A 14,423-nucleotide genomic window follows, 5' to 3' on the forward strand; every position below is an offset into this window, starting at 1 on the left:
AACTGGTGATAAAGGTCAGACCGGTGACAAAGGTTTAACAGGGGATACTGGTGCTACCGGAACCACTGGTGACAAAGGAGCAACTGGTGACAAGGGTGCAAACGGTGACCCAGGCAGTGCTGGAATTCATTGTTGGGATACGAATGGTAATCGAATAAATGATCCGAGTGAAGATATAAATGGGGACGGTAATTTTAATACCCTTGATTGTAAAGGAATCAAGGGTGATACTGGTGCGACAGGTGCAACCGGAGCTCAAGGTATTCAAGGAGCAACTGGTGCGACAGGTGCAACCGGAGCCACTGGTGCCACCGGTGCCAAGGGCGACACTGGCGCAACTGGTGCCAAGGGTGACACTGGAGCAACCGGGGCAACTGGAGCCACGGGTGCGGCTGGACAAGACGTACAAGGTGGTTCCCTTACTCGAGGAATCAGAAGTACCAGTACAAGCACCACCTTAGGAGCCAATGATTTTACTTTAATTGTATATGGTGATAACGATGTAATTTCATTCCCTTCCACTGCATCCTCAAAACTTGGACAGGTCTATGTTGTAAAAGTTATGGATAAGGCGGATAAAAATACAACCAATATAGATTATATTGATGAAGACGGAAAGAGTACAAATAAACTGGATGATAAACAAACCTACTGGTTCCAATATGACGGCACCAATTGGCAACAAATTAGCAAAGATTAGGACACAACAATATTTACAAGAAGTTAAACTTATTGGGTAAACTAAATTAAAATTCGAACAGAAAGCATTTTTCTAAATATGAATATTATTAAACACATAATTATGTACTCCATATTCGGAGCTGTATTGCAAATGCATGCGCAGGACGCTGTACATAATTATGGTAATATTCAGATCCATGAAACTGCTATGGTAGGTTTCCATATGGATGTCATTAACGATGGCACCTTTGATGAAAATTTAGGATTGGTAGGTTTTTATAACGACAACAACCCCTTGACCATTTCCGGGGCCTTTACCCCTGTTTTTTATGATTCCGAGGTAGCTGTAAATGACGGACTTTATCTGGAAACAAGCGTGGGGATACGGAATAATTTCAACTTTATACAGGGCAACGTATTTACGCCCAGGAATCGCTCCAATGTTTTCCTTAACTTTTCTGATGATTCATTTTATGTCGGCGAGGGAAACAATACCAAAATTGATGGTTATGGGGCTATTACAAATAAGGATACCTTTACCTTTCCCATTGGGGACGGTGACCGTATGAGGCCTTTGACCATAAGTTCAGAAAGCATTAACGTACTGGCCAAATGTGCCTATTTCTTTGTAGCCCCGGATAACCAAACTAGTTTCAATGAAAATTTCAATACGGGCGCAAAGGACTTTAATGTGGCCGCCGTAAGCAACCAGGAATTTTGGCGTTTAGAGGGGGACTCACCTAGCACAGTTACTCTCAGCTGGGATGAAAGGAGCAATATTGGTAATCTTGGGGAGTATATTAGTGACCTAATAGTAGTAGGCTGGAGTAAAAGTCAACAGAAATGGGTCAACCTAGGGAATTCCGCATTGGAAGGGGAATTTTCCTTTGGAACATTAAGTTCGGATACCTTTGTTCCCAATGATTACGAGATAATTACAATCGGTGGGGCCCTTGATCTAAATGAAAGCCTAACCACTATAGAATTGGGCAATTATTTTTTAACGCCGAATGGCGATGGCACCAACGATTATCTTGTAATTGATGGTATAGAGCAATCTCCCAACAATCTACTTCAAATCTTTAATAGATACGGTGTGTTGGTATACTACAAAGAAAACTATAGGGATGAATTTGAAGGTATCTCCAACAGAAACATGTTGGTCAAGGGAGATATAGGTCTGTCCTCTGGAGTGTATTTTTACATTATAACCCTAAACGATATTAAATTAAAACATCAGGGCTATTTGTACCTATCCCAAAATTCGCAGAACTAATTTAAATCATACACTTCCATCCTTTTATTTGTTACCTACTTTAACTGTGGTTCATACAACAGCATTTTATACTTGCTCTAGGAAACTTACCACCCTACTACCCTCTATCCTTAACAGTAATTCCTCTCAGAGCGGAACCAATTCTTATAGAAATTAAGTAACTTTATAGTTTAAATTTTATTCATATGTCCCATGTTATTTGGATAAATACCCATACAATGTAAAACGTGGCAGTATTTTTGGGGTAATTGGATATATTGGATTGCCTATAAATAAATAATTAGTACCCTATGCAAAGAAGATCTTTTATAAAAAAAAGTAGCTATACCGGTCTCGCCCTTTCACTAGTACCGGGCCTTACTCTATCCCAGGAAACAGAATATTCCGTAGCCGAATTAATGGGCAAAGTGGATATTGAACTTTTTGGCAAGGATATAAACCTAAGAAAAGAAGCCCATGACGCCTTTGTAGAGATGAAAAGGGCAGCCTATAGTGAGGGAATGGATCTAAAAATTGTATCCAGCTATCGTAATTTTTATCGTCAGGAAGGTATTTGGGAACGTAAATATTTACAGTATACCGAAGAAAAAGGGATGACCAAATTGGGTGCCATTGAAAAAATTATAGAATATTCTACTATCCCTGGCACCAGCAGACATCATTGGGGAACCGATATAGACATAATTGACGGCTATCCAAAAACCACAGGAGATGTTTTGGTACCAGAAAAATTTGAAGAAGGTGGTCCTTTCGCCCTTTTAAAAAAATGGATGGACGACAATGCCAACAAATATGGTTTCTATTTGGTATATACCGACAATCCCAAAAGAAAGGGATTTAAATACGAACCATGGCATTATAGTTATGCTCCTATTTCCATTCCCATGCTAAAGACCTTTAGACGAAAGAATATTTTTAAACTTCTGTTGGAGGAAGACATCATTGGGAAGGAAAACTTCACTTCAGGATTTCTAAAAAGCTATATTCAGAACAATATTTTAGATATAAATCCAGACCTCCTATAATTAGTTTTTGTAATTTCATAACTATGCCATAAAAATACAGATGAGAAGAGGTAGTTGGAAAATTAGGATATTCATAGGCTTGGCAATTGTAGCCTTTGCTTTTGTACAGCGCTGCAATAACAAGGAGGAAAACCCCTATACCGGCAGGGTCCAGAACATTAATATGAGTACGGAGCAAGAAGTGGCCATTGGCCTGCAAAGTGCTCCTGAAGTGGCCCAGCAATACGGCGGCCTATATCCTGATGAACGATTACAGTCTTTTGTTGATCAGTTGGGCAATAAATTGGTGAATAACAGCATTGCTAGGGAAACACCATATAAATATGACTTTCATTTATTGGCAGATGAGCAGACCATCAACGCCTTTGCTCTGCCAGGTGGGCCGGTATTTGTAACCTATGCCCTCTTCTCACAATTGAACGAAGCGCAGCTGGCAGGAGTATTGGGACATGAGATTGGACATGTAATTGGAAGACACTCCGCGGAGAGGATTGCAGACAGCAACTTTTGGCAGACGATAAGCATGGGAGCTTCAGTCGGTGCAGATGCTGGCGGAATTGTCAATAGCATTGGCCAAAATACCTTATTGACCAACGGTCGGGACGATGAATTGGAAAGCGATGAATTAGGAGTGCTTTTTATGATACAATCCGGTTACGACCCCTATGAAATGATAAAAGTGATGGAAATATTAAAGGCCGCAGGCGGGCCAAATAGAGTTCCAGAATTTCAGAGTACACATCCGGACCCCGATAATCGCATTGAACGGATAAAAGAAGCCATTGACCGATTTAAGGGCCAACAATAACCATTTTTCTTTTAGTAGATTAGTATTTAAAGGTATTATTAGTATATTGCACCAGAACCAAATCTTATTACCCACACAAATTTAACCCTTATAGCTTTGATTTACAATCATTTAAATGAGACTATATGGGAACTTTATTACATTTTAAGAACATTTATTTAGCGGCATTCGAAAATTGTAAACCAGAATATGTGGTAGTATTTTTAAAGATCTACTCTGTTTTCTGTGTGGCAATGTTATCCATGGCACTTTATGCATTTTTATTTAGGGCCTTTACTGGATTTGAATTCTAGAAAATTGGATTTGCTCTTTTACCTGAACACTATAAAAGCAAATTGAAGCAATAAAAAAAACCTATCGAAAATTTTCGATAGGTTTTTTTTAAAAATGCAATCGCAACAATTACTTCTTCTGTAGACTGGCGTTGATTACTTCCAGGGCCTCGGTGGCATTGGATAGTTCCGCATGTTTTTTCGCGTTGTAACCTTTATCGCACCTAATTTTAAGATCGGCACCGTTAGCGATAAGGAGCTCCAAAATTTCAACTTTGTTGTAACGTGCAGCAAAAATGGCAGGTGTTTTTCCCAAAGATTTTTGATTAACATCTTCCCCTAACTCAATTAGTCGCTTTACGGTTTCCAAATCCCCTTCTACAATAGCCTTGCAGAAGGAGCTTAAATCTCCTGGTTTAACCATAAATACCGATTCATTTGGGGTGTAAATGTTATTACTACTCTCGGCACGAACGCCTGCAACCATAAACAATAATGCCATGGCGACTGTTAAAATTGTTTTTCTCATGATGAATAAGATTAATTAGTGATTATTGATTACCCTAACAGACTCTATTCCGTTAAATTTGTTTCACTTTTCTCCCTTAAATAACAAAATTTTAACAAAAAGCCGTCTTACGGCGCATCACCTACATAAAATCCTTCGAGGGATTTAAAATTTTCGAAAAAGCTGTCCCAAATTCTAGCAATCCATATACAATAGTTTTATTTTTGACACTAACAACAAACATAACATGAACAAGAAAGTAATTTTGATGATCTTGGATGGATGGGGCAAGTCCCCAGACCCCAAGGTCTCCGCCATAGAAAATGCCAACACGCCTTTTATAGACTCACTTTATACCAAATATGCCAATTCCAATCTATTGACCGATGGAATGAATGTAGGTTTACCGGAAGGACAAATGGGCAATAGTGAGGTAGGCCATATGAACCTTGGGGCCGGCCGAATAGTATACCAAGATTTGGCAAAAATAAACCTGGCCATTGATCAGGATACCTTAAAAGATGAGCAGGTGCTAAAAGATGCACTGCTATATGCCAAAAATAATAACAAACCAGTCCATTTTTTGGGATTGTTAAGTGACGGGGGCGTACATAGCCACACCTCACACCTAAGAGGACTTATTGACGCCAGTGAAAGCTACGGCCTTAAAAACACTTATATCCATGCCTTTACCGATGGAAGGGATGTAGACCCTAAAAGTGGAATAGGATATGTAGAAGCATTAAATAATTATTGTTCCGATAAGAATGCAAAGCTGGCCAGTGTTATTGGCCGGTACTATGCCATGGACAGGGATAAAAGATGGGAAAGGGTAAAATTGGCCTATGACCTATTGGTGAATGGCGAGGGCCAAAAAACAAACAATGTTGAAGAAGCCATATTGACCAGCTACGAATCCGGTATTACGGATGAATTCCTAAAACCTTTATTGGTTACTGATGAGCAAGGAGCCCCTTTATCCCTAATTAAAAATGGTGATGTCGTTATCTTTTTCAATTTTAGGACAGACCGAGGGAGAGAGCTTACCCAAGTGCTAAGTCAGGAAGATATGCACGAACTCAACATGCACAAATTGGACCTCTATTATGTAACCATGACCAACTACGATGATTCGTACAAGGGAGTGAAGGTGGTTTATGATAAGGATAATATTAGAGAAACCTTGGGAGAAACCTTGGCCAAAGCCCATAAAAAACAAATTAGGATTGCGGAGACCGAAAAATATCCACATGTTACCTTCTTCTTTAACGGTGGACGGGAAATTCCTTTTGAGGGGGAAGAACGAATTCTATGTCCGTCACCCAAGGTAGCTACCTATGATTTGAAACCGGAGATGAGCGCCTACGAGATAAGGGATGCCATAATTCCAGAATTAAAAAAAGGAGAAGTAGATTTTGTATGCCTTAATTTTGCCAACCCTGATATGGTAGGCCATACCGGAGATATGCAAGCTGCAATAAAGGCTTGTGAAACTGTGGATAGTTGTGCGGAGTCCGTTATTAACACAGCTCTGGAAAATGGATATACTACTTTGGTCATTGCCGACCACGGGAATTGCGAGACCATGATAAATCCAGATGGTAGCCCAAATACGGCACATACTACAAATCCAGTCCCCTTGATTTTGGTAGATAAGGAATTGAAGAGTATAAAAGATGGTGTTTTAGGTGATATTGCACCAACCATTCTAAAGCTAATGGGTGTTCCGCAACCAGCCTTAATGACAAGAAAACCCCTGGTATAGCTGTTTTCACCTTTCAATGAATTTGCAAATACCTGCAAACGTGCAGTTTTAAAAGTATTGTTTTACCTTTGCATTCTATGATTAAGATCAAGACTTTAGAAGAGATAGAATTAATGCGCGAAAGTGCATTGATCGTGAGCAAAACCTTGGGAATGTTGGCCAGTGAAGTAAAGCCTGGGGTTACCACCCTGCAGTTGGACGGCATGGCCGAAACATTCATAAGGGATCACGGCGCAGTTCCTGGCTTCTTGGGATTGTACGATTTTCCGAATTCCTTGTGCATGAGTCCCAATGCCCAAGTGGTGCATGGAATTCCCAACAACACTCCTTTGGTTGAAGGTGATATTATCTCTATAGATTGTGGAGCCTTTAAAAACGGATTTCATGGGGATCACGCCTACACCTTTGAGGTGGGGGAAGTTGATGCCGAAACTAAAAAACTGTTACAGGTCACCAAAGAATCCCTATATGTTGGGATTCGTGAATTTAAAGTGGGTAACCGTGTTGGAGACGTTGGCTATGCCATTCAACAATATACCGAAAGCCAAGGTTATGGCGTGGTAAGGGAGTTGGTCGGTCACGGATTGGGAAGGGAAATGCACGAAGACCCAGAAATGCCCAACTATGGTAAGCGTGGACGGGGCAAGAAATTTGTGGAAGGTATGGTAGTGGCCATAGAGCCCATGATTAATCTAGGAACCAGGAGAATAAAACAATTAAAGGATGGTTGGACCATTCTAACGGCAGATAATAAACCTAGCGCACATTTTGAGCATGATGTTGCCATCATAGATGGGAAGCCCGAAATATTGTCAACCTTTGCCTATGTTTATGAGGCATTGGGGATAGAAAGTGACGAGGAAGCGGAGTTTCGCCAAAAAGCATTGGTACTATAGCATTAAGATAGTTTATCTTACTTGGATCCTGTTTAGTGGTTTATTGCTTTTCCAACTTTCTAGATCAAAGTTTGCAACCGCACCACATACTTATAAAGCATTAACAATTACGTCTTGAGAACTCTTGGTGAATTTCCTTTATTTCTATGGTCAATCCAGTAAAGCACTTTGAAAAAATTATTTAAATACATCTTAAATACCATCCCCAGGCCAATTCTTATTAAACTAAGTTATTGGGTGCGTCCCATTATGGCACTTAGCATGCGGGGCGATCGTTTCACCGACCCCATAGATGGAAAAAAATTCAAAAGTTTTCTCCCTTATGGTTACGAACATCCTAGGGAAAATGTGTTATCACCCTCTACCCTATCCTTGGAGCGGCACCGATTATTGTGGCTTTATTTAAAGAATGAGACCAATTTTTTTACGGACAACCTCAAGGTCTTACATTTTGCTCCTGAACAGGCCTTTTACAAAAGGTTTAGAAACCAGAAAAACCTGGACTATACCACTACCGATCTTAATTCGCCCCTAGCGGATGTAAAAGCGGATATATGCAACCTGCCTTTCACTGAAAATTCCTTTGATGTCATATTTTGCAACCATGTTCTGGAACACATTCCCGACGATACCAAGGCGATGCAAGAATTGTACAGGGTACTAAAACCTGGAGGATGGGGCGTTTTTCAAATCCCACAAGACCTTAACAGGGCCGATACCTACGAGGATAATAGTATTACAGACAAAAAGGAAAGGGCAAAAATATTTGGACAGTACGACCATGTCCGTATTTATGGACGGGATTATTTTGCAAAGCTAAGATATATGGGCTTTAAGGTAGAAGAAGTGGATTACACCAAAAAGCTATCCGATACCGAAGTGGACAATTATCGTTTGGCAAAAGGAGAGATAATTCCCTTGGTTTCCAAATAACTACTCCAGGATATTCTCCTTGAATCCGTCCGTCATATATTCCAAAACATTCCCCTCAGGATCCAAATAAATAATATAGCCCTCCAATTCTTTATGTTCGGCCAATATTGTCTTTGTTTTTGCCAAATCCATGGCCATAAAAGAAGTGGCAAAAGCGTCAGCAGTGGCACAATCATTTGCCATAACACTAGCCGCCAAGATATTTGAATTCCTGGTATAACCAGTTTTAGGATCTATAGTATGGACATACTTGGCACCAGTTTCGGCATCAATTTTATATTTTCTATAATTCCCTGAGGATGCCATTGCTATGTCTTTCATATACAAGGTTCTCTTGTAAGTTCTGCTTTCCTCCATCATTGGATCATCAATGGCCACTACCCATCTTTTCTCCTTAATCCTGTTTTCTCCTTGAGCCACCAGCTCCCCCCCTACTTCAATTAAAAAATCGGTAATACCTTTATCCCTCAACAAAACTGCCAGACGATCTACAGCATATCCTTTTGCTATGGCATTAAAATCGAAATATATGGCCGGATCCGCCTTTTTGATTTTATTATCCGAATTAATGGCCACCTTGTTAAACCCCACGTAATCCAAAAGGCTATCTACCTTAATACTATCCATTTTCAACTCTGTTCCCGGTCCGAAACCCCAGGCGTTAACCAAAACGCCAACGGTAGGATCAAAATAACCATCCGTAGCTTCAAAAATCTTACCTGAAAGTTCAAATACCTCCCTAAACATTCCGTCTACAACAATAGTAGAATCCCCCGCATTTATTTTTGAGATATCGGATGTAGGGATGTAAGTAGACATAGACTGGTTTAAAACTTGAAAAAGGGAATCAATTTCACTTTCAAAATTCAATTCCATCGTAGCCAAATAAGTAATGTTATAGGAAGTTCCCAAGGCTGACCCAGAACTTACATTCTTTACCCATTTTGACTCATTTGTCCCACATCCAGCAAGAAAAAGAATTAAAAAAATTAACCCTAAACGGATGCCACTATATTTTAATAAGTCCATCATACTCCAATATATAAGCTTCATTAAGATAAACCGGTAGATTTCTATCCTCTGCATTGTACAGACCAACACCGGCATAATAGGCCTCCCCGTTTTGGGTAATGGCATGATCTTTAATTTTCTGCATTAGGGGCATATCGTATTCCCTTGGATCCTGCGGATGCAGAACATAGCGCACCACAATAAAAAATAATTTTTTCTCCTTAAGACAAACAAATTGAGGATTTCTTTTGGGTTTACTATTAACCCCCATAAATTCGAATCCCTCGGCTTCCAATTGTTTCCCTACAATATTCATGGCCAAATTGTGCAATTCCTGTTCCGTTAAAGGCGTACTCATCATCTAAACTTTAAATTCCTAAGCCAAAAATAAATCTTGGCATTCCCATAACAATGTTAACAAAAAAAGACCTGTCAAGTTTTGAAAACCTGACAGGTCTATAATTAGACCATCAAGGTCTTGGAAATCCAGAAGGTTATAAATTAACCTCCAAAATCATCAAATCTAATATGTTCATCAGGGATACCGAAATCTTCTCCCATTTTTTGAACTGCCTTGTTCATCAATGGCGGTCCACAAAAGTATAGTTCTATATCTTCCGGTGATTCGTGATGGTTCAAATAATTTTCAATTACACAGTTGTGTATAAATCCTACGAAACCGTCACCCGGTGCATCAATATTCTCCTTCACTTTCCAGTTATCCTCTGGTAAGGGCTCAGATAGTGCCAAATAGAATTTGAAGTTTGGGAATTCTTTTTCAAGTCTGTAAAAATGATCCAAATAAAACAATTCACGTTTAGATCTACCACCATACCAATAGGTAACTTTTCTTTTGGTCTTCAAAGTGTTGAACAAGTGATATAAATGTGAACGCATTGGAGCCATTCCTGCACCACCACCAACATATAACATCTCAGAATCCGATTCGTTGATAAAGAACTCACCGTAAGGTCCAGAAATGGTAACTGGGTCTCCTTTTTTCAAATTGAAGATAAAGGAAGATGCAATTCCAGGATTAACTTCCATCCATCCATTTTTGGATCTATCCCAAGGCGGAGTAGCAATACGAACGTTCAACATAATCTCCCTTCCTTCAGCAGGATAAGAGGCCATAGAATAGGCTCTTTCCACAGTCTCAGGGTTCTTCATAACCAACGGCCATAGGTTAAACTTATCCCATTCTGCTTGAAACTTATCAGGGGTTTCGTGTTCTTCAGGATGCGCAGTGATATCCATTTCAGAGAATTTCACCTCACAGGGAGGAATCTCGATCTGTATATATCCACCGGCCTTATACCCCATATCTTCAGGAATTTCAACTACAAATTCCTTAATAAATGAAGCCACGTTGTAATTACGTACAACGGTTCCCTGCCATTTTTTAATTCCGAAAACTTCCTCAGGAATAGTGATTTCCATATCCTGTTTCACCTTCACCTGGCAGGCCAAACGAGCGCCATGGTTCAATTCTTTTTTGGAAAAATGTGGTGTTTCTGTAGGAAGTGCTTCTCCCCCACCTGAAAGCACATGACATTCACACTGAATACATGTTCCCCCACCTCCACAGGCAGAAGGAAGAAATATTTTTTGGTTTCCCAAAGTAGACAATAAGGACCCCCCCGAACCTACTTCAATTTTCTTTTCACCGTTAATGGTTATAGTTACCGGCCCTGATGGGGATAATTTTTCCTTGGTAAACAGTAAGAGTGCCACCAACAATAACAGTAGTATTAAAAAAGCAACTACGGTTATCAGTATTGTTCCAATTGTACTTGTAGCTAAGATCATTTTTACTCGTTTATTACAGCGTTGTTATAAGAAACCGTATTTTCTTTGGTTTCCTTAATTATTTTATCTTCCTCCACCTTTTGGGCAGTATTCTGCTCTACTTCTTTTGGAGCTTCATCACCACCTGTCAACATACCTCCAAAACTCATAAATCCTATAGCCATAAGTCCGGTGATTATAAAAGTTATCCCAAGACCTCTAAGTGGTGGTGGAACATTGGAATATCTAATTTTCTCACGTATGGCAGCAATAGCCAAAATAGCCAAAAACCAGCCAATTCCAGAACTAAGTCCATAGTTAAAGGCCAATCCAAGTGTTTGAATATCTCTGGACTGCATAAATAACGAACCTCCCAAAATGGCACAGTTCACCGCAATAAGCGGCAAAAATATACCCAACGAATTATAAAGTGCAGGAGAAAATTTTTCAACAACGATCTCTACCAATTGTACCATAGTTGCTATGGTAGCAATAAAGAGAATAAAAGATAAAAAGCTTAGGTTATAATCTGCATACTCAGGTCCTAACCAAGCTAAGGCCCCATCCCTTAAAAGATACTGATCCAACAACCAGTTTAGGGGTACCGTTACTGCCAATACAAAGATCACAGCTGCTCCAAGACCAACTGCAGTAGTCACTTTTTTAGAAACGGCAAGGTAAGAACACATTCCTAAGAACGTGGCAAATACCATATTATCTATAAATATGGATTTAAAAAATAATTCTACATGTTCTAACATAACATTCTATTCTTATGATGACTACTAGTTTTCTTCTATTAAAGCTTTGTTGCGTGAACGTTGTACCCATATAATGAGACCAACAACGATCAAGGCCATGGGAGACAACAACATGAATCCGTTGTTCTCATAGCCAATTGCATATAAACCGGTTTTTTCTATGGGGTCTCCCAAGACTTTAAAACCAAGTAATGTACCAGAACCCAATAGTTCCCTAAAGAATCCGATAATGATCAATATTAAACCATATCCGGCCGAATTCCCTATACCATCAAGGAATGACCTCCAAGGTCCGTTGGCCAAGGCAAAGGCTTCAAAACGCCCCATGATGATACAGTTGGTAATGATTAGCCCTACGAAAACAGAAAGCGTTTTGCTCAATTCATAAGCAAAGGCCTTAAGAACCTGATCCACCATAATAACAAGGGCGGCAACAACCACCAATTGTACAATAATTCTAATTTTGGACGGTATAATGTTCCGCATTAAGGAAATAACAACATTTCCCATGCCCAATACGAACATAACCGAAAGGGCCATTACTATGGACGCCTTTAGTTCTGCCGTAATTGCCAATGCTGAACAAATTCCCAATACCTGAATAGTAATTGGGTTATTATCCGCCAGTGGGTCTAATATTAGACTTGTATCTTTTTTTGAAAGTAGTGCCATAGTTTAATTTTTAGCTCTTATTGATTCCAAGTAGGACTTATATAGGTTAACGCTTTCCTTTATCATTGCGGACAGGCCATTACCAGTAATGGTAGCTCCCGCCAATGCATCAACTTCATTGTCATCCTTAATTTGATTGGTTGGGTCGTTATTTCCCTTGGCAACAGCAATTCCTGCATATTGCGTACCTTTTAGAATGGATTCTCCCGTAAAATCGTCCATGAAGTACCTTTGCTTGATATTTGCTCCCAAACCTGGGGTCTCCCCCTTATGGTCAAAATAAACCCCTTGAACAACCAAATTATTATCCAAGGCAACGAATCCCCATATAGCATCCCAAAGACCTTTGCCCCTCATAGGAATGATATAATACTTTGATCCGTCCTTTTCACCAATAAATAATGGCAACTTCCTTGTTTTACCTGCCTTGGCCTCAGTTTCCTGTTTCTGAAGATCTATTAGATAGGCGTTGTCGTCTTTTGTAATCTGATCCCCTTCAATAACCAATTGTTCCTTGATGTATTTTTCAAATTCACCGGCAACCTTATCGGTAGAAACAAAATTTACACTTCCTTCGTCCTCATTTTCGTTTACGCCCATGGCATAAAGAATATTCTGTTGTTTTTCCAATCTTTGGTTCTCCTGAATCTTTTCACTTAAGGAGGAGGCAAAGAATGCCAAAAGAGACCCTACAATGACCACCATAACGGCGGCGAAAATAACGGTGTAACTATTTTTATCTGTATTAACTGCCATGATTATACTGTTTCTGCTTTTAATTCCTGTGCTTTTCCTTCACCGTCCCTAGGCAAAATAGTAGCGTTCTTAGCACGCTTCAATCTTCTTTTTATATTTCCTCTAATCACATAGTGATCAATAGTTGGGGCAAAAACGTTCATCAACAAAATGGCCAAGAACACGCCTTCTGGGTAAGCAGGGTTGAACACCCTGATCAATACCGAAATAAACCCTATAAAGAATCCATAAAACCATTTTCCTCTATTGGTCTGCGCACCAGTAACCGGATCGGTTGCCATATACACAATACCAAAGGCCAAACCACCAACGATCAAATGTTGCCAAAAGGCAAAACTCATTAATCCATAGAACTTGCTTGTCTCGGTTATCCAACCTGCATCGACCACTCCATTAAAGATAACTCCCATAACCAAGGCCCCTATTACAGCACTCACCATGATTCTCCAACTGGCTATCTTACTATAGATCAAGAATAGTCCGCCCAACAAAATTAGTATTGTTGAGGTTTCCCCAACAGATCCAGGAATAAATCCAAAAAACATATCTGAAACAGAATAAGACATTTCGGCTCCCTTGCCTTGTGCCAAATAACCTAATATGGTTTCTCCAGAAATAGCGTCTGGACCACCGGCCAAGTCAACAGCCTGATGTACCCAAACCTTATCCCCACTCATCCAAGTAGGATAGGCAAAGAATAAAAATGCCCTAATAGTAAGTGCAGGGTTCAAAATATTCATTCCCGTACCTCCAAACACTTCCTTCCCGATAACCACTCCAAATACTACGGCCACGGCCAACATCCACAAGGGGGTATCAATTGGGACTATTAAGGGAACCAACATACCTGTCACCAGATATCCTTCCTCAACCTCATGTCCCTTAATTACTGCAAACAAAAATTCTACCGCAAGTCCTACAGCATAGGAAACAATTACCAAAGGCAGCACGGTCCATGCTCCCATAATGAAATTCTCCCAGGTTAGGAAGTTTCCAAAAAGAGAAGCTTGCCTAATAACACCGTTGGCAGCATCAACTGCTGCATAGTGCTGATAACCGGCATTGAAAATCCCAAAAATAAGCACGGGCACCAAAGCCATGATTACCGTGTTCATCGTACGCTTCAAATCATCTACTGCACGTACATGGGAACCAGAATGTGTAGTTTCGTTGGGAGCGTACAAAAAGGTATGGATTGCATTGAATGCAGGAGCCATTTTCTTGCCCTTGTACTTCTCCTTTAGATTATGTAAATTACTTTTTAAGCTCAT

Annotated in this window: 15 protein-coding genes and 1 pseudogene; 8 read left to right on the top strand and 8 right to left on the bottom strand. The window is 39.9% G+C overall.

What is annotated here, in order from left to right; all coding sequences use genetic code 11:
- From LV92_RS13260 to LV92_RS21800, 5 genes and pseudogenes are all read left to right on the top strand, one after another.
- Positions 1-700, top strand: a pseudogene (locus tag LV92_RS13260) (hypothetical protein); the annotation flags it as partial.
- Positions 701-802: 102 nt separating this feature from the next.
- Positions 803-1,957, top strand: a complete 1,155-nt coding sequence (locus tag LV92_RS13265; RefSeq protein ID WP_245946381.1) for a gliding motility-associated C-terminal domain-containing protein — start codon at positions 803-805, stop codon at positions 1,955-1,957.
- 290 nt (positions 1,958-2,247) lie between these two features.
- Positions 2,248-2,982 carry a M15 family metallopeptidase gene (locus LV92_RS13270; RefSeq protein WP_111624145.1) on the top strand — a complete coding sequence of 245 codons (735 nt, stop codon included), beginning with the start codon at positions 2,248-2,250 and terminating at the stop codon, positions 2,980-2,982.
- Between the two features lie 40 nt (positions 2,983-3,022).
- The gene (locus LV92_RS13275; protein WP_111624146.1) at positions 3,023-3,790 is read left to right on the top strand and encodes a M48 family metalloprotease; all 768 of its coding nucleotides are present in this window, start codon (positions 3,023-3,025) and stop codon (positions 3,788-3,790) included.
- 125 nt (positions 3,791-3,915) lie between these two features.
- Complete coding sequence (locus LV92_RS21800; protein ID WP_170126324.1) at positions 3,916-4,083, top strand: DUF6747 family protein; 168 nt, start codon at positions 3,916-3,918, stop codon at positions 4,081-4,083.
- A 109-nt stretch (positions 4,084-4,192) separates the two neighbouring features.
- On the opposite strand, the gene LV92_RS13280 is transcribed toward LV92_RS21800, so the two are convergent.
- Positions 4,193-4,591 (bottom strand): ankyrin repeat domain-containing protein, encoded by a 399-nt coding sequence (locus LV92_RS13280; protein ID WP_111624147.1) that lies wholly within the window; start codon positions 4,589-4,591, stop codon positions 4,193-4,195.
- A gap of 226 nt (positions 4,592-4,817) precedes the next feature.
- Here LV92_RS13280 and gpmI point away from each other — a divergent pair, with 226 nt between their 5' ends.
- The 3 genes from gpmI to LV92_RS13295 all read left to right on the top strand — a co-directional run bounded on the left by gpmI (position 4,818) and on the right by LV92_RS13295 (position 8,164).
- The gene (gene gpmI, locus LV92_RS13285) at positions 4,818-6,335 is read left to right on the top strand and encodes a 2,3-bisphosphoglycerate-independent phosphoglycerate mutase (RefSeq protein ID WP_111624148.1); all 1,518 of its coding nucleotides are present in this window, start codon (positions 4,818-4,820) and stop codon (positions 6,333-6,335) included.
- Between the two features lie 77 nt (positions 6,336-6,412).
- Positions 6,413-7,231 (top strand): type I methionyl aminopeptidase, encoded by an 819-nt coding sequence (map, locus tag LV92_RS13290; RefSeq protein WP_111624149.1) that lies wholly within the window; start codon positions 6,413-6,415, stop codon positions 7,229-7,231.
- Positions 7,232-7,399: 168 nt separating this feature from the next.
- Positions 7,400-8,164: a class I SAM-dependent methyltransferase gene (locus LV92_RS13295; protein ID WP_111624150.1), complete on the top strand. Its 765-nt coding sequence runs from the start codon at positions 7,400-7,402 to the stop codon at positions 8,162-8,164.
- Here the strand turns inward: LV92_RS13295 and LV92_RS13300 are convergent, their stop codons facing one another.
- The 7 genes from LV92_RS13300 to LV92_RS13330 all read right to left on the bottom strand — a co-directional run bounded on the left by LV92_RS13300 (position 8,165) and on the right by LV92_RS13330 (position 14,423).
- Positions 8,165-9,196, bottom strand: a complete 1,032-nt coding sequence (locus LV92_RS13300) for an FAD:protein FMN transferase (protein ID WP_111624151.1) — start codon at positions 9,194-9,196, stop codon at positions 8,165-8,167.
- Positions 9,174-9,533 carry a Na(+)-translocating NADH-quinone reductase subunit F gene (locus LV92_RS13305; RefSeq protein ID WP_111624152.1) on the bottom strand — a complete coding sequence of 120 codons (360 nt, stop codon included), beginning with the start codon at positions 9,531-9,533 and terminating at the stop codon, positions 9,174-9,176. The genes LV92_RS13300 and LV92_RS13305 overlap by 23 nt, the downstream gene beginning before the upstream one ends.
- A 143-nt stretch (positions 9,534-9,676) precedes the next feature.
- A complete protein-coding gene (gene nqrF / locus LV92_RS13310) occupies positions 9,677-10,984 on the bottom strand; it encodes an NADH:ubiquinone reductase (Na(+)-transporting) subunit F (protein ID WP_111624153.1) in 1,308 nt (435 codons plus the stop codon).
- A gap of 2 nt (positions 10,985-10,986) precedes the next feature.
- Positions 10,987-11,724 carry an NADH:ubiquinone reductase (Na(+)-transporting) subunit E gene (gene nqrE / locus LV92_RS13315; protein ID WP_111624154.1) on the bottom strand — a complete coding sequence of 246 codons (738 nt, stop codon included), beginning with the start codon at positions 11,722-11,724 and terminating at the stop codon, positions 10,987-10,989.
- A gap of 24 nt (positions 11,725-11,748) precedes the next feature.
- Positions 11,749-12,396, bottom strand: coding sequence for an NADH:ubiquinone reductase (Na(+)-transporting) subunit D (locus tag LV92_RS13320; RefSeq protein ID WP_072863479.1), 648 nt, complete (start codon positions 12,394-12,396; stop codon positions 11,749-11,751).
- A 3-nt stretch (positions 12,397-12,399) separates the two neighbouring features.
- Positions 12,400-13,152 carry a Na(+)-translocating NADH-quinone reductase subunit C gene (locus LV92_RS13325; RefSeq protein WP_111624155.1) on the bottom strand — a complete coding sequence of 251 codons (753 nt, stop codon included), beginning with the start codon at positions 13,150-13,152 and terminating at the stop codon, positions 12,400-12,402.
- Between the two features lie 2 nt (positions 13,153-13,154).
- Positions 13,155-14,423 (bottom strand): NADH:ubiquinone reductase (Na(+)-transporting) subunit B, encoded by a 1,269-nt coding sequence (locus tag LV92_RS13330; RefSeq protein ID WP_111624156.1) that lies wholly within the window; start codon positions 14,421-14,423, stop codon positions 13,155-13,157.

Origin of the sequence: Arenibacter echinorum, from assembly GCF_003259375.1 — a bacterium.
GTDB lineage: Bacteria > Bacteroidota > Bacteroidia > Flavobacteriales > Flavobacteriaceae > Arenibacter > Arenibacter echinorum.